Source organism: Buttiauxella sp. (genome assembly GCF_049686335.1).
Taxonomy (GTDB): domain Bacteria; phylum Pseudomonadota; class Gammaproteobacteria; order Enterobacterales; family Enterobacteriaceae; genus Buttiauxella.
Genome location: NZ_JBAVHX010000037.1, coordinates 12986 through 28543 on the forward strand (window position 1 = coordinate 12986; position 15558 = coordinate 28543).

At 47.5% G+C, this 15558-nt stretch carries 28 protein-coding genes and 1 pseudogene; 1 reads left to right on the forward strand and 28 read right to left on the reverse strand.

What is annotated here, in order from left to right; all coding sequences use genetic code 11:
* Window positions 1-14: 14 nt before the first annotated feature.
* From rpsM to WBL83_RS21770, 25 genes are all read right to left on the reverse strand, one after another.
* Window positions 15-371, reverse strand: coding sequence for a 30S ribosomal protein S13 (gene rpsM / locus WBL83_RS21650; RefSeq protein ID WP_034461763.1), 357 nt, complete (start codon window positions 369-371; stop codon window positions 15-17).
* Window positions 372-517: 146 nt separating this feature from the next.
* Window positions 518-634: a 50S ribosomal protein L36 gene (gene rpmJ / locus WBL83_RS21655; RefSeq protein ID WP_000868187.1), complete on the reverse strand. Its 117-nt coding sequence runs from the start codon at window positions 632-634 to the stop codon at window positions 518-520.
* A gap of 30 nt (window positions 635-664) precedes the next feature.
* On the reverse strand, window positions 665-1996 hold the full coding sequence (gene secY, locus WBL83_RS21660; RefSeq protein WP_034499015.1) for a preprotein translocase subunit SecY: 1332 nt from the start codon (window positions 1994-1996) through the stop codon (window positions 665-667).
* 7 nt (window positions 1997-2003) lie between these two features.
* Window positions 2004-2438, reverse strand: coding sequence for a 50S ribosomal protein L15 (gene rplO / locus WBL83_RS21665; protein ID WP_034461765.1), 435 nt, complete (start codon window positions 2436-2438; stop codon window positions 2004-2006).
* 3 nt (window positions 2439-2441) lie between these two features.
* Window positions 2442-2621 (reverse strand): 50S ribosomal protein L30, encoded by a 180-nt coding sequence (gene rpmD, locus WBL83_RS21670; RefSeq protein ID WP_004846568.1) that lies wholly within the window; start codon window positions 2619-2621, stop codon window positions 2442-2444.
* Between the two features lie 6 nt (window positions 2622-2627).
* Entirely contained in the window at window positions 2628-3128 is a 501-nt protein-coding gene (rpsE, locus tag WBL83_RS21675; RefSeq protein WP_121264447.1) for a 30S ribosomal protein S5, read from the reverse strand.
* 14 nt (window positions 3129-3142) lie between these two features.
* Window positions 3143-3496, reverse strand: coding sequence for a 50S ribosomal protein L18 (gene rplR / locus WBL83_RS21680; protein WP_367594780.1), 354 nt, complete (start codon window positions 3494-3496; stop codon window positions 3143-3145).
* A 9-nt stretch (window positions 3497-3505) separates the two neighbouring features.
* Window positions 3506-4039 (reverse strand): 50S ribosomal protein L6, encoded by a 534-nt coding sequence (gene rplF / locus WBL83_RS21685; protein ID WP_367594781.1) that lies wholly within the window; start codon window positions 4037-4039, stop codon window positions 3506-3508.
* A 13-nt stretch (window positions 4040-4052) separates the two neighbouring features.
* On the reverse strand, window positions 4053-4445 hold the full coding sequence (rpsH, locus tag WBL83_RS21690; RefSeq protein ID WP_034461770.1) for a 30S ribosomal protein S8: 393 nt from the start codon (window positions 4443-4445) through the stop codon (window positions 4053-4055).
* A 30-nt stretch (window positions 4446-4475) separates the two neighbouring features.
* Window positions 4476-4781 carry a 30S ribosomal protein S14 gene (rpsN, locus tag WBL83_RS21695; RefSeq protein WP_034499021.1) on the reverse strand — a complete coding sequence of 102 codons (306 nt, stop codon included), beginning with the start codon at window positions 4779-4781 and terminating at the stop codon, window positions 4476-4478.
* Between the two features lie 13 nt (window positions 4782-4794).
* On the reverse strand, window positions 4795-5334 hold the full coding sequence (gene rplE, locus WBL83_RS21700) for a 50S ribosomal protein L5 (RefSeq protein ID WP_064561109.1): 540 nt from the start codon (window positions 5332-5334) through the stop codon (window positions 4795-4797).
* 14 nt (window positions 5335-5348) lie between these two features.
* On the reverse strand, window positions 5349-5663 hold the full coding sequence (rplX, locus tag WBL83_RS21705; RefSeq protein ID WP_064561110.1) for a 50S ribosomal protein L24: 315 nt from the start codon (window positions 5661-5663) through the stop codon (window positions 5349-5351).
* Window positions 5664-5673: 10 nt separating this feature from the next.
* Window positions 5674-6045, reverse strand: a complete 372-nt coding sequence (gene rplN, locus WBL83_RS21710) for a 50S ribosomal protein L14 (RefSeq protein WP_008457164.1) — start codon at window positions 6043-6045, stop codon at window positions 5674-5676.
* 167 nt (window positions 6046-6212) lie between these two features.
* Window positions 6213-6467, reverse strand: coding sequence for a 30S ribosomal protein S17 (gene rpsQ / locus WBL83_RS21715; RefSeq protein WP_008457160.1), 255 nt, complete (start codon window positions 6465-6467; stop codon window positions 6213-6215).
* Window positions 6467-6658: a 50S ribosomal protein L29 gene (gene rpmC / locus WBL83_RS21720; protein ID WP_008457158.1), complete on the reverse strand. Its 192-nt coding sequence runs from the start codon at window positions 6656-6658 to the stop codon at window positions 6467-6469. The genes rpsQ and rpmC overlap by 1 nt, the downstream gene beginning before the upstream one ends.
* Entirely contained in the window at window positions 6658-7068 is a 411-nt protein-coding gene (gene rplP, locus WBL83_RS21725) for a 50S ribosomal protein L16 (protein ID WP_008927134.1), read from the reverse strand. The genes rpmC and rplP overlap by 1 nt, the downstream gene beginning before the upstream one ends.
* A 12-nt stretch (window positions 7069-7080) precedes the next feature.
* Window positions 7081-7779 (reverse strand): 30S ribosomal protein S3, encoded by a 699-nt coding sequence (gene rpsC / locus WBL83_RS21730; RefSeq protein ID WP_006817277.1) that lies wholly within the window; start codon window positions 7777-7779, stop codon window positions 7081-7083.
* A 17-nt stretch (window positions 7780-7796) separates the two neighbouring features.
* Window positions 7797-8129: a 50S ribosomal protein L22 gene (gene rplV, locus WBL83_RS21735; protein ID WP_183273267.1), complete on the reverse strand. Its 333-nt coding sequence runs from the start codon at window positions 8127-8129 to the stop codon at window positions 7797-7799.
* Between the two features lie 13 nt (window positions 8130-8142).
* The gene (gene rpsS, locus WBL83_RS21740; protein ID WP_001138115.1) at window positions 8143-8421 is read right to left on the reverse strand and encodes a 30S ribosomal protein S19; all 279 of its coding nucleotides are present in this window, start codon (window positions 8419-8421) and stop codon (window positions 8143-8145) included.
* 16 nt (window positions 8422-8437) lie between these two features.
* Window positions 8438-9259 carry a 50S ribosomal protein L2 gene (gene rplB / locus WBL83_RS21745; protein ID WP_424591065.1) on the reverse strand — a complete coding sequence of 274 codons (822 nt, stop codon included), beginning with the start codon at window positions 9257-9259 and terminating at the stop codon, window positions 8438-8440.
* A gap of 17 nt (window positions 9260-9276) precedes the next feature.
* Window positions 9277-9579, reverse strand: coding sequence for a 50S ribosomal protein L23 (gene rplW, locus WBL83_RS21750; protein WP_034461781.1), 303 nt, complete (start codon window positions 9577-9579; stop codon window positions 9277-9279).
* Window positions 9576-10181, reverse strand: a complete 606-nt coding sequence (rplD, locus tag WBL83_RS21755) for a 50S ribosomal protein L4 (protein ID WP_034461782.1) — start codon at window positions 10179-10181, stop codon at window positions 9576-9578. Before rplD ends, rplW begins: the two co-directional genes overlap by 4 nt.
* A gap of 10 nt (window positions 10182-10191) precedes the next feature.
* Window positions 10192-10821 (reverse strand): 50S ribosomal protein L3, encoded by a 630-nt coding sequence (gene rplC / locus WBL83_RS21760; protein WP_034461783.1) that lies wholly within the window; start codon window positions 10819-10821, stop codon window positions 10192-10194.
* 31 nt (window positions 10822-10852) lie between these two features.
* Window positions 10853-11164: a 30S ribosomal protein S10 gene (rpsJ, locus tag WBL83_RS21765; protein ID WP_001181005.1), complete on the reverse strand. Its 312-nt coding sequence runs from the start codon at window positions 11162-11164 to the stop codon at window positions 10853-10855.
* Between the two features lie 405 nt (window positions 11165-11569).
* The gene (locus tag WBL83_RS21770; RefSeq protein ID WP_424591066.1) at window positions 11570-11743 is read right to left on the reverse strand and encodes a hypothetical protein; all 174 of its coding nucleotides are present in this window, start codon (window positions 11741-11743) and stop codon (window positions 11570-11572) included.
* 1201 nt (window positions 11744-12944) lie between these two features.
* Between WBL83_RS21770 and WBL83_RS21775 the strand changes: the two genes are divergently transcribed.
* Window positions 12945-13715 (forward strand): prepilin peptidase, encoded by a 771-nt coding sequence (locus WBL83_RS21775; protein WP_424591067.1) that lies wholly within the window; start codon window positions 12945-12947, stop codon window positions 13713-13715.
* Between the two features lie 60 nt (window positions 13716-13775).
* Here WBL83_RS21775 and bfr read toward each other — a convergent pair whose 3' ends face one another.
* The 3 genes and pseudogenes from bfr to tuf all read right to left on the reverse strand — a co-directional run.
* Window positions 13776-14252, reverse strand: coding sequence for a bacterioferritin (bfr, locus tag WBL83_RS21780; protein WP_424591068.1), 477 nt, complete (start codon window positions 14250-14252; stop codon window positions 13776-13778).
* Between the two features lie 75 nt (window positions 14253-14327).
* Window positions 14328-14522 carry a bacterioferritin-associated ferredoxin gene (bfd, locus tag WBL83_RS21785; protein WP_424591069.1) on the reverse strand — a complete coding sequence of 65 codons (195 nt, stop codon included), beginning with the start codon at window positions 14520-14522 and terminating at the stop codon, window positions 14328-14330.
* Between the two features lie 884 nt (window positions 14523-15406).
* A pseudogene (gene tuf, locus WBL83_RS21790) lies at window positions 15407-15558 on the reverse strand (elongation factor Tu); the annotation flags it as partial.

Genomic DNA, 15558 nt, shown 5'->3' on the forward strand with positions numbered 1-15558 from the left:
TTCAATCACCCCGATTATTTCTTGATCGGTTTGCGCGGACCCTTACGGGTACGTGCGTTGGTCTTCGTACGCTGACCGCGCACTGGCAGACCACGACGATGACGCAAACCGCGATAGCAACCAAGGTCCATCAGACGCTTGATGCTCATACTCACTTCACGGCGCAGATCACCTTCAACGACAAATTTGGCAACTTCGTCACGCAGCGTGTCGATTTGTTCTTCAGACAGCTCTCTGATCTTAACATCTTCAGCGATACCCGCCGCGGCACAAATTGCCTTTGAGCGAGTCTTGCCGACACCGTAAATCGAAGTTAAAGCGATTACGGTATGTTTTTGATCAGGAATGTTAATGCCTGCTATACGGGCCACTATGCACTCCTACTATTTAGATTATGCGTCCCATACCGAAAAGCCCGTTTTCAGGATACTCAAATGGAAACGCATAGACATACAAAAGATTGGCTGGCTAATCTAGCCAGCTCAACCCAACTTTGCAAGAAAAATATGCGAGATAATCAGCCTTGACGCTGTTTATGCTTCGGTTCGGCGCTGCAAATCACGCGAATAACACCGTCACGCTTAACGATTTTGCAGTTACGACATAATTTCTTGACGGAAGCACGAACTTTCATTTTTACTCTCCGTAACTTCTCAAGCGACTATTAACGGCCGTAGCCTTTCAGATTCGCTTTCTTCAATGCAGACTCGTACTGACTAGACATCATCAGAGTTTGCACTTGAGCCATAAAGTCCATGATAACCACGACAACAATGAGTAGTGAGGTTCCACCGAAGTAGAAAGGCACCTTCATTGCGTCACGCATGAACTCCGGGATTAGGCAGATAAAGGTAATATACAACGCACCAACCAAGGTCAGGCGGGTCATTACTTTATCAATATACTTCGCCGTTTGTTCTCCCGGACGAATTCCTGGTACAAATGCACCGGACTTCTTCAGGTTATCTGCTGTTTCACGCGGGTTGAAAACCAACGCCGTGTAGAAGAAACAGAAGAAGATGATTGCAGACGCATAGAGTAACACATAAAGCGGTTGCCCAGGCTGCAAATACAGCGAAATTGTAGTCAGCCAGTTCCAACCGGTACCGCCCCCGAACCACGATGCAATCGTTGCTGGGAACAGAATAATACTGGAAGCAAAAATTGCTGGAATAACACCAGCCATATTCACTTTCAGCGGTAAATGCGTGCTCTGCGCAGCATAGACACGACGACCTTGTTGACGTTTTGCGTAGTTTACCACAATGCGGCGTTGACCACGTTCAACAAAAACAACGAAGAAGGTCACTGCGAATACTAGTACTGCAACCAACAGCAACAGGAGGAAGTGCAGGTCGCCTTGCCTTGCTTGTTCGATAGTATGGCCAACGGCCGGCGGCAATCCCGCAACAATACCAGCGAAGATTATGATTGAGATACCGTTACCGATACCGCGCTCAGTAATCTGTTCACCAAGCCACATCAAGAACATAGTCCCGGTGACAAGGCTCACAACAGCGGTGAAATAGAATGCAAAGCCTGGATTTAACACCAGGCCCTGCATACCAGGCATATTCGGTAAACCGGTAGCAATACCGATTGACTGGAATATTGCCAGCACCAGAGTGCCGTAACGGGTGTACTGGCTGATCTTACGACGACCAGACTCCCCTTCTTTCTTCAACTCTGCTAACGCTGGATGAACCACCGTTAACAGCTGGATAATAATCGATGCCGAAATATATGGCATGATACCCAATGCAAAGATAGAAGCACGGCTGAGAGCACCACCAGAGAACATGTTAAACATTTCAATGATAGTGCCTCGCTGTTGCTCAAGCAGTTTGGCAAGTACAGCGGCATCAATACCAGGGATCGGAATAAAAGAGCCAATACGGAACACAATCAGCGCACCGATAACAAACATCAGTCTGCGTTTCAGCTCGCCAAGCCCGCCTTTAGCACTTTGAAAATCTAATCCCGGTTGCTTTGCCATCTGCTACTTATTCCTCGATTTTACCGCCAGCAGCTTCGATAGCAGCACGAGCGCCTTTAGTGACACGCAGACCGCGAACAGTTACCGGACGAGAAACCTCGCCAGACAAGATCACTTTCGCGAACTCGATCTGGATACCGATAATGTTTGCCGCTTTCAGCGTGTTCAGGTCAACTACGTCGCCTTCAACTTTCGCCAGATCAGAGAGACGAATCTCACCAGTGATCATTGCTTTGCGAGAGGTGAAACCGAATTTCGGCAGACGACGGTACAACGGCATCTGGCCACCTTCGAACCCACGACGTACGCCACCGCCAGAACGAGAGTTCTGACCTTTGTGACCACGACCGCCGGTTTTGCCGAGACCAGAACCGATACCACGACCCAGACGCTTGGAAGCGTGCTTAGACCCTTCGGCCGGAGACAGAGTATTTAAACGCATCTCTTACTCCTCAACTTTAACCATGTAGGAAACCGCGTTGACCATACCACGTACAGCAGGAGTATCCTCGCGCTCTACGGTGTGGCCAATACGACGCAGACCCAGGCCAAGCAGCGTTGCCTTGTGTTTCGGCAAACGACCGATCGCACTGCGGGTTTGTGTAATTTTAATAGTCTTTGCCATGGTCAATTACCCCAGAATTTCTTCAACGGATTTACCACGCTTGGCAGCGACCATTTCCGGAGACTTCATATTCGCCAGGCCATCAATAGTTGCACGAACCACGTTAATCGGGTTAGTGGAACCATATGCTTTAGCCAAAACGTTATGAACTCCAGCGACTTCCAGAACGGCGCGCATTGCACCACCGGCAATAATACCAGTACCTTCGGAAGCCGGCTGCATGAACACACGAGAACCTGTGTGCACACCTTTAACAGGGTGCTGCAGGGTGCCGTGGTTCAGCGCGACGTTAATCATGTTGCGACGGGCTTTTTCCATCGCTTTCTGGATAGCTGCTGGAACTTCACGCGCTTTTCCGTAACCAAAACCAATGCGACCGTTACCATCGCCAACCACTGTCAGAGCAGTGAAGGAGAAAATACGACCACCTTTAACGGTTTTAGATACGCGATTTACCGCGATCAGCTTTTCCTGCAGTTCGCCAGCTTGTTTTTCGATGTGAGCCATCTTACACCTCTACCTTAGAACTGAAGGCCAGCATCACGGGCAGCATCTGCCAGTGCCTGGACACGACCATGATATTGGAAACCAGCACGGTCAAAAGCAACAACAGTGATGCCTTTTTCCAGTGCGCGCTCTGCAACAGCTTTACCCACAGCTGTAGCGGCGTCTTTGTTTCCAGTGTACTTCAGTTGCTCAGCGATAGCTTTCTCTACAGTAGATGCAGCTACCAGGACTTCTGAACCGTTCGGTGCGATAACCTGTGCATAAATATGACGAGGCGTACGGTGAATCACCAGACGAGTCGCACCCAGTTCTTTGAGCTTGTGACGTGCGCGGGTCGCACGACGGATACGAGCAGATTTCTTATCCATAGTGTTACCTTACTTCTTCTTAGCCTCTTTGGTACGCACGACTTCGTCGGCGTAACGAACACCCTTGCCTTTATAAGGCTCAGGACGACGGTAGGCGCGCAGATCAGCAGCTACCTGTCCAATCATCTGCTTATCAGCGCCTTTCAGCACGATTTCAGTTTGAGTTGGACATTCAGCAGTGATTCCCGCTGGCAGTGGATGTTCAACAGGGTGTGAGAAGCCCAGGGCCAAACTCACCGCATTGCCTTTAACTGCTGCGCGATAACCTACACCAACCAGCTGCAGCTTCTTAGTGAAGCCTTCGGTAACACCGATAACCATTGCATTCAACAGCGCACGAGTGGTACCCGCTTGGGCCCACGCGTTTGCAAAGCCTTCGCGCGGAGCGAAAGTCAGTGCATTATCAGCGTGTTTAACTTCAACAGCATCGTTGATTGTACGAGTCAGCTCGCCGTTTTTACCTTTGATCGAAATAACCTGACCGTTGAGTTTTACCTCTACGCCAGCAGGAATAACGACCGGTGCTTTAGCAACACGAGACATTTTATTCCTCCAATTAGGCTACGTAGCAGATAATTTCGCCACCAAGACCAGCTTGGCGCGCTGCACGATCAGTCATAACACCTTTAGAGGTAGAAACGACAGCAATACCCATACCGGCCATAACTTTAGGCAGCTCATCTTTTTTCTTATAGATGCGCAGACCTGGGCGGCTGACTCGCTGAATGCTCTCTACCACAGCCTTGCCCTGGAAATACTTAAGAGTCAGTTCCAGTTCAGGCTTGATGTCGCCTTCAATTTTAAAATCTTCAATATAGCCTTCTTCTTTCAGCACGTTGGCAATTGCCAATTTCAGCTTGGAGGAAGGCATGGTGACCGCAACTTTATTCGCGGCTTGACCGTTACGGATACGGGTCAGCATATCCGCAATTGGATCTTGCATGCTCATCTGTCTTTACTCCCGTGATTCAATTGGATATTACCAGCTAGCCTTCTTCAAGCCAGGTACTTCACCGCGCATAGCGGCTTCACGAAGCTTAATACGGCTCAACCCGAATTTGCCCACATAACCATGCGGACGACCAGTTTGGCGGCAGCGGTTACGCTGACGGGACGGGCTGGAATCACGCGGCAGAGACTGCAGCTTAAGAACAGCATCCCAACGATCTTCGTCGGATGAGTTCACACCAGAGATGATAGCTTTCAATTCCTCGCGTTTAGCGCGGTATTTGTCGGCCAGTTTCACGCGAACGACTTCGCGTGCTTTCATCGATTGCTTAGCCATTAGTAACCCTACCTTACTTACGGAATGGGAAGTTAAAGGCAGCCAGCAGAGCACGGCCTTCATCATCAGATTTCGCAGTAGTGGTAATGGTAATATCCAAACCACGAACGCGATCGACTTTGTCATAGTCGATTTCTGGGAAGATGATCTGCTCACGGACACCCATGCTGTAGTTACCACGGCCATCGAATGACTTAGCGGACAAGCCACGGAAGTCACGGATACGTGGTACAGCAATGGTGATCAGGCGCTCAAAGAACTCCCACATGCGTTCGCCACGCAGAGTTACTTTACAGCCGATCGGATAGCCCTGACGGATTTTGAAGCCTGCAACTGATTTGCGTGCTTTGGTGATCAACGGCTTTTGACCGGAGATTGCTGTCAGATCCGCTGCTGCATTATCCAGCAGTTTCTTGTCAGCGATCGCTTCACCAACACCCATGTTCAGGGTGATCTTCTCGACCCGAGGGACTTGCATGACAGAATTGTAGTTAAACTCAGTCATGAGTTTTTTAACTACTTCGTCTTTGTAGTAATCATGCAGTTTCGCCATCGTACTACTCCAAATTACTTGATAGTTTCGCTGTTAGATTTGAAGAAACGGACTTTTTTGCCCTCTTCGAATCTAAAGCCTACACGGTCAGCCTTGCCGGTTGCAGCATTGTAGAGAGCAACGTTAGAAACTTGAATTGCAGCTTCTTTTTCAACGATGCCACCTGGTTGGTTCAGGGCCGGAACCGGCTTCTGATGTTTCTTAACCAGGTTGATACCTTCAACAATGAGCTTGCCGGAAGACAAGACATTCTTAACTTTACCGCGCTTACCTTTATCTTTACCGGTTAACACGATAACTTCGTCATCACGACGGATTTTAGCTGCCATGATTCGCTCCTTAGAGTACTTCTGGTGCCAGAGAGATAATTTTCATGAACTTCTCATTACGCAGTTCACGAGTTACCGGCCCAAAAATACGCGTGCCGATTGGCTGCTCGCTGTTATTATTTAAAATAACGCATGCATTACCATCGAAGCGAATGACAGAACCGTCCGGGCGACGAACACCCTTCTTGGTGCGCACCACTACCGCTTTCAGGACATCGCCTTTCTTCACCTTACCACGCGGAATTGCTTCCTTGATGGTAATTTTGATGATGTCGCCGACGCCTGCGTAGCGACGGTGCGAGCCACCCAGAACCTTGATACACATTACGCGACGCGCGCCGGAGTTGTCGGCCACGGTCAGCATAGTCTGTTCTTGGATCATTTCAGTGCTCCGCTAATGTCAACTACTACTTCGGGACCCATAATTAGGTCGTTAAAAAGCCCCATAAACGAGGGCGCGGCATTATAACACCGGTTCCTGAATATGGGTAGAAAAAATAAACGGCTCATTTTCTGAGCCGTTTATTCCGTTAGAGAATGCGTACTGTATTACAGAACCGCTTTCTCTACAACGCGAACAAGCGTCCAAGACTTAGTCTTAGACAGTGGACGGCATTCGCGGATTTCTACCACGTCACCGATACCACATTCATTGTTCTCGTCATGTACGTGCAGTTTGGTCGTACGTTTGATGAATTTACCGTAAATCGGGTGTTTCACCACACGTTCGATAGCAACAACGATGGATTTCTCCATTTTGTCACTAACAACGCGACCTTGCAGAGTACGGATTTTATCGGTCATTACGCACCCGCCTTCTGAGTCAATAAAGTCTTAACACGAGCAACATCACGACGCACTTGCTTCAGCAGGTGAGTCTGTTGCAGCTGGCCACTTGCCGCTTGCATACGCAGATTAAACTGCTCACGCAGCAGATTCAGCAGCTCGGTGTTCAGCTCTTCAACACTCTTTTCACGCAGCTCTTTTGCTTTCATTACATCACCGTCTTAGTTACAAAGGTGGTTTTGATCGGCAGTTTCGCTGCTGCCAGCTTGAAGGCTTCACGGGCCAGCTCTTCTGGTACGCCGTCCATTTCATACAGGACTTTGCCAGGCTGAATCAAAGCAACCCAATACTCTACGTTGCCTTTACCTTTACCCATACGCACTTCAAGCGGCTTTTCGGTGATCGGTTTGTCCGGGAATACACGGATCCAGATCTTACCCTGACGCTTAACTGCACGGGTCATTGCACGACGTGCTGCTTCGATCTGACGTGCAGTCAGACGACCACGGCCAACAGCTTTCAGACCGAAAGTGCCGAAGCTAACATCCGTACCGGCAGCCAGACCACGGTTGCGGCCTTTGTGCACTTTACGGAATTTTGTACGCTTTGGTTGTAACATCAGCGACTCTCCTTACTTACGGCCTTTACGCTGCTGCTTTTTAGGTTGAGCAGCCGGTTCCGGTTGTTCAACAGCAGCCATCCCACCCAAGATCTCACCTTTAAAGATCCACACTTTAACGCCGATTACACCATAAGTGGTGTGCGCTTCAGAGGTGTTGTAGTCAATGTCAGCACGCAGAGTGTGCAACGGCACGCGACCTTCACGGTACCATTCGGTACGTGCGATCTCGGCGCCGCCCAGACGGCCGCTAACTTCAACTTTGATACCTTTAGCGCCCAGACGCATGGCATTCTGTACAGCACGCTTCATAGCACGACGGAACATAACACGACGTTCCAGCTGAGAAGTGATGCTGTCAGCAACCAGTTTTGCGTCCAGTTCAGGCTTACGAACTTCGGCAATATTGATCTGTGCAGGAACGCCAGCGATATCCGCTACGACCTTGCGCAGTTTTTCTACGTCTTCGCCTTTCTTACCGATTACGATGCCAGGGCGAGCAGTGTGAATAGTCACACGGATGCTCTTAGCTGGACGCTCGATAACGATACGAGATACAGACGCCTTCGCCAGTTCCTTTGTCAGGTACTGACGAACTTTAAAATCGCTGTCCAGGTTGTCAGCGAATTCTTTGGTGTTCGCAAACCAAGTAGAGTTCCATGGTTTTACAATACCCAGGCGAATACCATTAGGATGTACTTTCTGACCCATTGCTAGTCTCCAGAGTCTCAGCGATCGGACACAACCACAGTAATGTGGCTGGTGCGCTTCAGGATGCGATCTGCACGACCTTTTGCACGCGGCATAATGCGCTTCATGCTTGGGCCTGCGTCTACGAAGATTTTCGCGACTTTCAGATCGTCAATGTCAGCGCCATCGTTGTGTTCAGCGTTAGCAATGGCAGATTCTAGAACTTTCTTAACCAATACAGCCGCTTTCTTGTTGGTGTAGGTCAAAATTTCCAGTGCCTGCGACACTTTCTTACCGCGAATAAGGTCAGCAACAAGGCGAACCTTTTGAGCAGAAGAACGAGCGTGGCGATGTTGAGCTAAAGTTTCCATCTCTTCCTCCTACTTATTTCTTCTTGGCTTTTTTATCAGCAGCGTGACCGCGATAAGTACGTGTCGGTGCAAATTCACCCAGTTTGTGACCGACCATCTCGTCGGAAACAAATACCGGAACATGCTGACGACCATTATGGACAGCGATGGTCAAACCGATCATGTTAGGAAAGATCGTTGAACGACGGGACCAAGTGCGCAGGGGCTTCTTGTCACCGCTTTCCACCGCTTTCTCTACCTTCTTCAGCAAGTGCAGGTCAATAAAAGGACCTTTCTTGAGAGAACGTGGCATGGCTTATCCTCTAAAATTATTTGCTACGGCGACGTACGATGAATTTATCAGTACGCTTGTTGCTGCGGGTCTTCTTACCTTTGGTCTGTACGCCCCACGGAGATACCGGGTGCTTACCAAAGTTACGACCTTCACCACCACCATGTGGGTGGTCGACTGGGTTCATCGCAGTACCGCGAACGGTAGGACGAACACCACGCCAGCGAGCAGCACCTGCTTTACCCAGAACGCGGAGCATATGCTCAGAGTTACCGACTTCGCCCATGGTTGCACGGCAGTCAGCTTCGACTTTACGCATTTCACCAGAACGCAGACGCAGGGTAACGTAAGCACCATCACGTGCAACGATCTGCACATAGGTACCAGCAGAACGTGCAAGCTGACCGCCTTTACCTGGTTTCATTTCTACGTTATGAACGGTAGAACCAACCGGGATATTGCGCATCGGCAGGGTGTTACCTGCTTTGATTGCAGCATCAACGCCAGATTGAATCTGGTCGCCAGCTTTCAGGCCTTTAGGGGCCAGGATGTAACGGCGTTCGCCATCTTTGTACAGAACCAGTGCGATATTCGCAGAACGGTTCGGATCGTACTCAAGACGCTCAACAACAGCTGGGATACCGTCTTTGTTGCGTTTAAAGTCAACAATACGATAAGCCTGCTTGTGACCACCACCGATGTGACGAGTAGTGATACGACCATTGTTGTTACGGCCACCGGATTTGCTGTTTTTTTCAACCAGCGGAGCAAATGGTTTGCCCTTATGCAGCTCAGGGTTGACCACTTTAACTACGTGGCGACGACCCGGAGATGTCGGTTTACATTTAACAACTGCCATTGTTTTTCTCCTCCGACTTACTCAGCGCCGCCAACGAAGTCCAGATTCTGGCCTTCCTTCAGGGTGACGTAAGCTTTTTTCCAGTCGCTACGACGACCGATACGCTGTCCATGACGCTTAGTTTTACCTTTAACAAGCAAGGTATTAACGCCTTTAACTTCAACTTCGAACAGTTTCTCAACAGCAGCAACGATCTCTGCTTTGGTCGCGTCTTTTGCAACTTTGAGAACGATGGTATTTGTTTTTTCCATCGCCATAGATGCTTTTTCAGATACGTGCGGCGCGCGCAGTACTTTCAGCAGACGTTCTTCACGGATCATGCCAGCATCTCCTCAACTTGCTTAACTGCATCAGCAGTCATAACGACTTTGTCGAAGGCGATCAGGCTTACTGGATCGATTGTTGCAGCATCGCGTACGTCAACCTTATGCAGGTTACGTGCAGCCAGGAACAGATTCTCATCCAGTTCGCCAGTTACGATCAGCACATCTTCCAGGGCCATGTCTTTCAGTTTCTGAGCAAGCAGCTTAGTTTTAGGCGCTTCAACAGAGAACTGTTCGACAACGATCAGACGATCCTGACGTACCAGTTCGGACAGAATGCTTTTCAGCGCTCCGCGGTACATCTTTTTGTTAACTTTTTGACTGTGGTCCTGCGGGCGTGCAGCGAAGGTTACGCCACCGGAACGCCAGATCGGGCTCTTGATAGAACCTGAACGCGCACGGCCGGTACCTTTCTGGCGCCACGGCTTTTTACCGGAACCAGTTACTTCAGCGCGGGTCTTCTGAGCACGAGTACCTTGACGGGCACCAGCTGCATAAGCAACTACGACCTGGTGTACCAGCGCTTCGTTGAAATCACGACCGAAGGTAGTTTCGGAAACAGTCAGCGCGCTTTGCGCGTCTTTCAATACTAATTCCATTGCTATCTCCTCACGCCTTCACAGCTGGTTTAACGATCAGGTCGCTACCGGTTGCACCCGGAACTGCACCCTTAACCAGCAGCAGGTTGCGCTCAGCGTCAACGCGTACTACATCCAGGCTCTGAACAGTTACACGTTCGTTGCCCAGTTGGCCTGCCATTTTCTTGCCTTTGAACACTTTGCCCGGAGTCTGGTTCTGACCGATAGAACCCGGAACGCGGTGGGACAAGGAGTTACCGTGTGTAGCGTCCTGGGTACGGAAGTTCCAGCGCTTAACGGTACCTGCGAAACCTTTACCTTTAGAGGTGCCAGTTACGTCAACTTTTTTGACTTCAGCAAACAGCTCAACGCTAATGTCTTGACCTACAGTGAACTCTTCGCCTTCTGCAAGACGGAATTCCCACAGGCCACGGCCAGCTTCTACGCCAGCTTTAGCGAAGTGACCAGCTTCCGGCTTAGTTACACGGCTAGCTTTTTTAGCGCCAGTGGTAACTTGAACAGCACGGTAGCCATCGTTAGCCAGGTCTTTAACCTGAGTAACACGGTTTGCTTCTACTTCAATCACGGTTACTGGGATAGAAACGCCGTCTTCTGTGAAGATACGGGTCATACCCACTTTTTTACCGACTAAACCAATCATTGTTTCAACCTCTCAATCGTCAATGACCTGATTAACCCAGGCTGATCTGCACGTCTACACCAGCAGCCAGATCCAGACGCATCAGAGCATCAACGGTTTTCTCAGTTGGCTCAACGATGTCAACCAGACGCTTATGAGTGCGAATTTCGTACTGATCACGCGCGTCTTTGTTGACGTGCGGAGAGATCAGAACGGTAAAGCGCTCTTTGCGGGTCGGCAGCGGGATCGGACCACGGACTTGCGCACCAGTGCGCTTAGCAGTCTCGACGATTTCCGCAGTTGATTGATCGATCAGACGATGATCAAACGCTTTAAGGCGGATACGGATTCTTTGGTTCTGCATGAGACCAGAGCTCCAATTGTTTTATAAACGAAATGATTACTCCCCGTACCCATTACGATTGATGGGCGAGTGTAACCGTTCTTACGTTGCCCCCCAATTGGGAGCGTTGTCTGGTAGATAAATCATCTACCGGGTTCTTATCGAACCAGCCGTCAATTACGACAAGCCGGCGTATTATACTTATACACAGTTCAGATGCAAGTTCTTATGGTGCAAAAATGCACGGTAAATGTGAGGATTTTTCGTATTCACTCTTCGCCCATTTCGGTCAATGCTTTTTGCACTTGTTAACGGAGTACTTCTTTAATTGTTTGTGGCACGTGCGGCGTTACGTCTTCCTCCGCCACGGGCTTCTCGTCAGTACCCTCTTCCTCAGTTCCAGCCTCGCTATCGACTGTATTATCTTCAGGTACGTCTGCCATCGGCCTCGCCGGTATGGGCTGTTTCTTGCATATCCGACAGATGGTAATCCTGTTCCACAGATGTTTTTCCATCGCTCTTCATGACTGGAGGGAAACGCTGTGGCGAGTGATAGTGCGCGTAATAGCCGGTGAGAAACGCAAGAATGATCAAAATCAACAAGCAGACCTTAACCAACAGGCTTTTAACCAAGATTCCGGGGTTCGTGCGACATGCTGTGGCGTATCACTGTCACGATGAGCCACGAAAGCAGAGTAAATTCGCATAATTTTGTGTTCCCCTTTTTAGTGTCGTTTTTTACATTGATATCGGGATCGCTTTTTTGCGTTGGCATTGCCGTCCGGTCCGATAGTGAATTCAGATGCATATATAGAGGAAGACATTCGTTGACCCTTGTGCAGATTTTTGCTTGTGACTGCCAACCAGCAGCAGTTTAACTCCCCCCTCTACCGCCGGTAGCAAGTTGCTTAAACGTCCGAATCAAATGATCAATATGACGCACCAGCAAATCTATTTATCAGTAACAACAATACCTCGCTTGTCTTTTTTTGAATCGATAAAAATACTTCCATCCAGAATTTATTGTGGGTAAAAGTTATATATTCACTTTCATAATCACCTGAGGGTATTAAATGAATAGTGTTACTCATCTTTATAGCTGCAAGGACAAGAAGCTCATGATATTTATAATTTGCTAAACTTATAAATCTTCGAATATTTACCCCCTCCTTTATTCCCATATAAGAGCTCCACCTCATCTGAACACAAAGGATTAACTATCCAATCCATGATATATCTAAATTACAAAAACTCGCATCCCCTTGACATTTCTTAACCATCCATAACCATTTACTATATAAATGTTTTTTTTGGGGGAGTGGCTAAAAAAGAATTTATCTCGCCACATTATTCCGTACGATTTCCTGAAAAATGTCATCAACAGATCGGATTGAATATGATTAATAAAAACCATACTATGCTAATCTACTTTTGATAAAGACCATCAATATAATAAATAGATTTTGATATGAACAATGTATTTACCTGACTATATAAACATATCCAGAAAATGATGTATGAGACGCTAATCCGCATATGGGTTTTAGTATTTATATCTTCTATGAATATATTTTATGAACATATAACTAATTTAATTAATTGGCTAAATTCGTTTTCATCAAAATCCAATAAAATTCCATTTAATCTTAACCTTGACGAAAGTGATCATACAGATAATATCGCTACCGTGCATTCTGCATTCTCTTAATGAGTAGTCGCACCACGTTCGCTCCCGCGTATCAAGGTCATGGCACGCCTGGATATTCCCGAGAACCGGTTGCCGCAGGAAAGGTGAATACCAATGGATAAGTTCATGGAAATTATTTTGATGGGCGGGTTAGGCTTGCTGATGGGCAGCTTTATGAATGTGGTTGTTTTTCGTATCCCAGCAGGCATTAGTAATCCCTCTTCCCCGCTGAGCAATATCGCGTGGCCGGGATCTTGTTGTCCGCAGTGTCTGCATCCAATCCATTATCACGACAACATTCCTCTACTTAGCTGGATTTGGCTGCGGGGGCGCTGTCGTTATTGTCATATCCCGATTTCAGTCCGCTATCCGTTGACGGAGGGTATTTGTGGACTCGTTTTTGCGCTGGTCGCCGCTATGTTTCCTCTCGTACCGGATGCTTTGGCAATCTGTCTGCTGTTTTGGTTTTTGCTGGCATTAGCACAAATTGATGCTCGACATTTTTTACTGCCAGACAAACTCACACTGCCCTTATTATGGCTGGGTTTACTGTATCACTGCATTTTTGCGCATATCGATCTACACGACGCGGTGTATGGTGCAATTGCAGGCTACCTGACGTTGTGGCTGGTGTATCAGGCATTCAGAGGCTTGACCGGTAAAGAAGGAATGGGATTTGGTGATTTCAAATTGCTGGCAGCACTCGGTGCCTGGTGTGGCTGGCAGGCTTTGCCGTCCATACTGTTCCTCTCGTCTGTATTTGGGTTGATTTACGCACCAGGTCGAAGATTCTTAATTGGCGATAAACAATCACACATCGCGTTCGGACCGTGGTTAAGCCTGGCAGGCTGGTTGAGTTTTCTATGGCAAAACTGGAACGGCTGAAAAGAAGGATATTCAGAGCGGTAAAAAACCGTACCGCTCTGATTTACACCGGGTCAACCGCTAACTTTCTTCGCGAATTTGGGCTTGAAGGTAATTCTGGATGCCCAATTTCTGAATTAAATCCAACTCGGTTTCAAGCCAGTCAATATGGTGTTCTTCTTCCGTCAGGATTTTGATCATCATATCTCGGCTAGCATAATCAAAGACGCTATCGGCATAAGCGATGGCTTCCCGTAAATCCTTCGCCCCCTCCAGTTCCAACCTGAGGTCGGATTGCAGCATCTCCTCAACATCCTCACCGATCTGAAGTTTGCCTAAATCCTGAAGGTTTGGGATCCCCTCGAGAAACAGAATACGCTCGATATAGATATCGGCATGTTTCATTTCATCGATGGATTCATGGTATTCGACATCATTAAGACGTTTAAGACCCCAATTTTTGAACATGCGTGCATGTAAAAAATACTGGTTGATTGCGACAAGCTCATTTCCCAATAATTTATTGAGATAATTTATGATTTTAACATCACCTTTCATTATGTCATTCCTCCGCTTCCACTCCTTCAAGCGTAGTAGAAGCGCGGGAAAATAAAATAAGAAAAGTGGGAGCTATCAAGCTATTTCTTTAAATTCAGGCAGTTGTGTTAATTCCTCTTGCATGATCTCACGGGCTGCACGAATACACTTACCACATTGATTTCCAACGGGAATAAACTTCCTAAGCTGTTGAAAAGATTGTGGACTAAACTGGCGCACCGCCTGACGAATCTTCTTATCGCTTACACCGTTACACAGACAAACGTACATATGGACTCCCGCACAATTTCTTCTTAAACTGTAAATGAGAATAATTATTAATGCAATGCCGTTATATACAAAAACAATTATACGGTAACCCATCATATTGATTGGACGATAAAAACCGTGACTTTTTAGGTCAGGGTTTTTAAGACATTGAGTTGATTCTTCTGTCGGTTCAACGTAGCCGCAACGCTCAACAGAGGCTCAGCATCTTTGCTGTTCGCATACATGGCAGTATTGTGGCCAGTGATAGGATCTAATACTCCGTGTTCGGACTTATTCCAACTGCCAATTGTAATAACGTGACGCACATACGTAGCTTACGTACGCTCATTCAGCCCCTTAATTAAACCTGGGCCATTATCGGTGTTATGCATCGCCATCTTTAACAACGGTGAAGTCATAATTGATTTCTATTAGCGTGGAATAATTAATTTTATCAGGCATGAAATTATTATGGGCATCAATGCCCCTCATTCTTGGAAATATCTGGTGAGCTTACTTACAACAGCCAGTTTCGCTTTCTAGTCATTCTGAAAGTCAATCAAAACCTGATCGCTATAAAGTCTAAAATTGGATGTATCTAAATTTAATCGCTAAATCACTTTTTACAGTGATAAGGAAGGTTGATGTGCCCTGAAAATTTTTTAATTTACGTTGGTATAAACTTTCCAGTTAATCCCATTATCTTTTAATATCATCTGGGAAGAATCCAGAACGCTAATAGCATTCACTATAAATCCCTAAATGATATTCCCTACTTCGAAACGGCATGAAGTTTTCAATACAACATAAGTGTTGAAAAATTTGGCAAATCTAATACTTACCTTTATAAGTGACCAAAAAAAAGAGCGCCTAAGCGCTCTTTTTTAATATAAAGGTATCAGCGATTAAGCGATAACTTTAGCAACAACACCCGCGCCTACAGTACGGCCGCCTTCACGGATTGCGAAACGCAGACCGTCGTCCATCGCGATTGGGTGGATCAGGGTAACAACCATTTTGATGTTGTCACCAGGCATTACCATCTCAACGCCTTCTG

Bases quoted from the DNA above. Each gene is read 5' to 3' on its own strand.
- rplB (WP_424591065.1), bottom strand. From the start codon at position 9,259: ATGGCAGTTGTTAAATGTAAACCGACATCTCCGGGTCGTCGCCACGTA.
- secY (WP_034499015.1), bottom strand. From the start codon at position 1,996: ATGGCAAAGCAACCGGGATTAGATTTTCAAAGTGCTAAAGGCGGGCTT.
- rplW (WP_034461781.1), bottom strand. From the start codon at position 9,579: ATGATCCGTGAAGAACGTCTGCTGAAAGTACTGCGCGCGCCGCACGTA.
- rplN (WP_008457164.1), bottom strand. From the start codon at position 6,045: ATGATCCAAGAACAGACTATGCTGACCGTGGCCGACAACTCCGGCGCG.
- rpsQ (WP_008457160.1), bottom strand. From the start codon at position 6,467: ATGACCGATAAAATCCGTACTCTGCAAGGTCGCGTTGTTAGTGACAAA.
- rplD (WP_034461782.1), bottom strand. From the start codon at position 10,181: ATGGAATTAGTATTGAAAGACGCGCAAAGCGCGCTGACTGTTTCCGAA.
- rpmD (WP_004846568.1), bottom strand. From the start codon at position 2,621: ATGGCAAAGACTATTAAAATTACACAAACCCGCAGTGCGATCGGTCGT.
- rpsH (WP_034461770.1), bottom strand. From the start codon at position 4,445: ATGAGCATGCAAGATCCAATTGCGGATATGCTGACCCGTATCCGTAAC.
- bfr (WP_424591068.1), bottom strand. From the start codon at position 14,252: ATGAAAGGTGATGTTAAAATCATAAATTATCTCAATAAATTATTGGGA.
- rplR (WP_367594780.1), bottom strand. From the start codon at position 3,496: ATGGATAAGAAATCTGCTCGTATCCGTCGTGCGACCCGCGCACGTCAC.
- rplC (WP_034461783.1), bottom strand. From the start codon at position 10,821: ATGATTGGTTTAGTCGGTAAAAAAGTGGGTATGACCCGTATCTTCACA.
- rplX (WP_064561110.1), bottom strand. From the start codon at position 5,663: ATGGCAGCTAAAATCCGTCGTGATGACGAAGTTATCGTGTTAACCGGT.
- rplP (WP_008927134.1), bottom strand. From the start codon at position 7,068: ATGTTACAACCAAAGCGTACAAAATTCCGTAAAGTGCACAAAGGCCGC.
- rpsC (WP_006817277.1), bottom strand. From the start codon at position 7,779: ATGGGTCAGAAAGTACATCCTAATGGTATTCGCCTGGGTATTGTAAAA.
- WBL83_RS21775 (WP_424591067.1), top strand. From the start codon at position 12,945: ATGGATAAGTTCATGGAAATTATTTTGATGGGCGGGTTAGGCTTGCTG.
- rpmJ (WP_000868187.1), bottom strand. From the start codon at position 634: ATGAAAGTTCGTGCTTCCGTCAAGAAATTATGTCGTAACTGCAAAATC.
- rplF (WP_367594781.1), bottom strand. From the start codon at position 4,039: ATGTCTCGTGTTGCTAAAGCACCGGTCGTTATTCCTGCTGGCGTAGAG.
- rpsN (WP_034499021.1), bottom strand. From the start codon at position 4,781: ATGGCTAAGCAATCGATGAAAGCACGCGAAGTCGTTCGCGTGAAACTG.
- rpsE (WP_121264447.1), bottom strand. From the start codon at position 3,128: ATGGCTCACATCGAAAAACAAGCTGGCGAACTGCAGGAAAAGCTGATC.
- rplE (WP_064561109.1), bottom strand. From the start codon at position 5,334: ATGGCGAAACTGCATGATTACTACAAAGACGAAGTAGTTAAAAAACTC.
- rplO (WP_034461765.1), bottom strand. From the start codon at position 2,438: ATGCGTTTAAATACTCTGTCTCCGGCCGAAGGGTCTAAGCACGCTTCC.
- rplV (WP_183273267.1), bottom strand. From the start codon at position 8,129: ATGGAAACTTTAGCTCAACATCGCCACGCTCGTTCTTCTGCTCAAAAG.
- rpsS (WP_001138115.1), bottom strand. From the start codon at position 8,421: ATGCCACGTTCTCTCAAGAAAGGTCCTTTTATTGACCTGCACTTGCTG.
- bfd (WP_424591069.1), bottom strand. From the start codon at position 14,522: ATGTACGTTTGTCTGTGTAACGGTGTAAGCGATAAGAAGATTCGTCAG.
- rpsJ (WP_001181005.1), bottom strand. From the start codon at position 11,164: ATGCAGAACCAAAGAATCCGTATCCGCCTTAAAGCGTTTGATCATCGT.
- rpmC (WP_008457158.1), bottom strand. From the start codon at position 6,658: ATGAAAGCAAAAGAGCTGCGTGAAAAGAGTGTTGAAGAGCTGAACACC.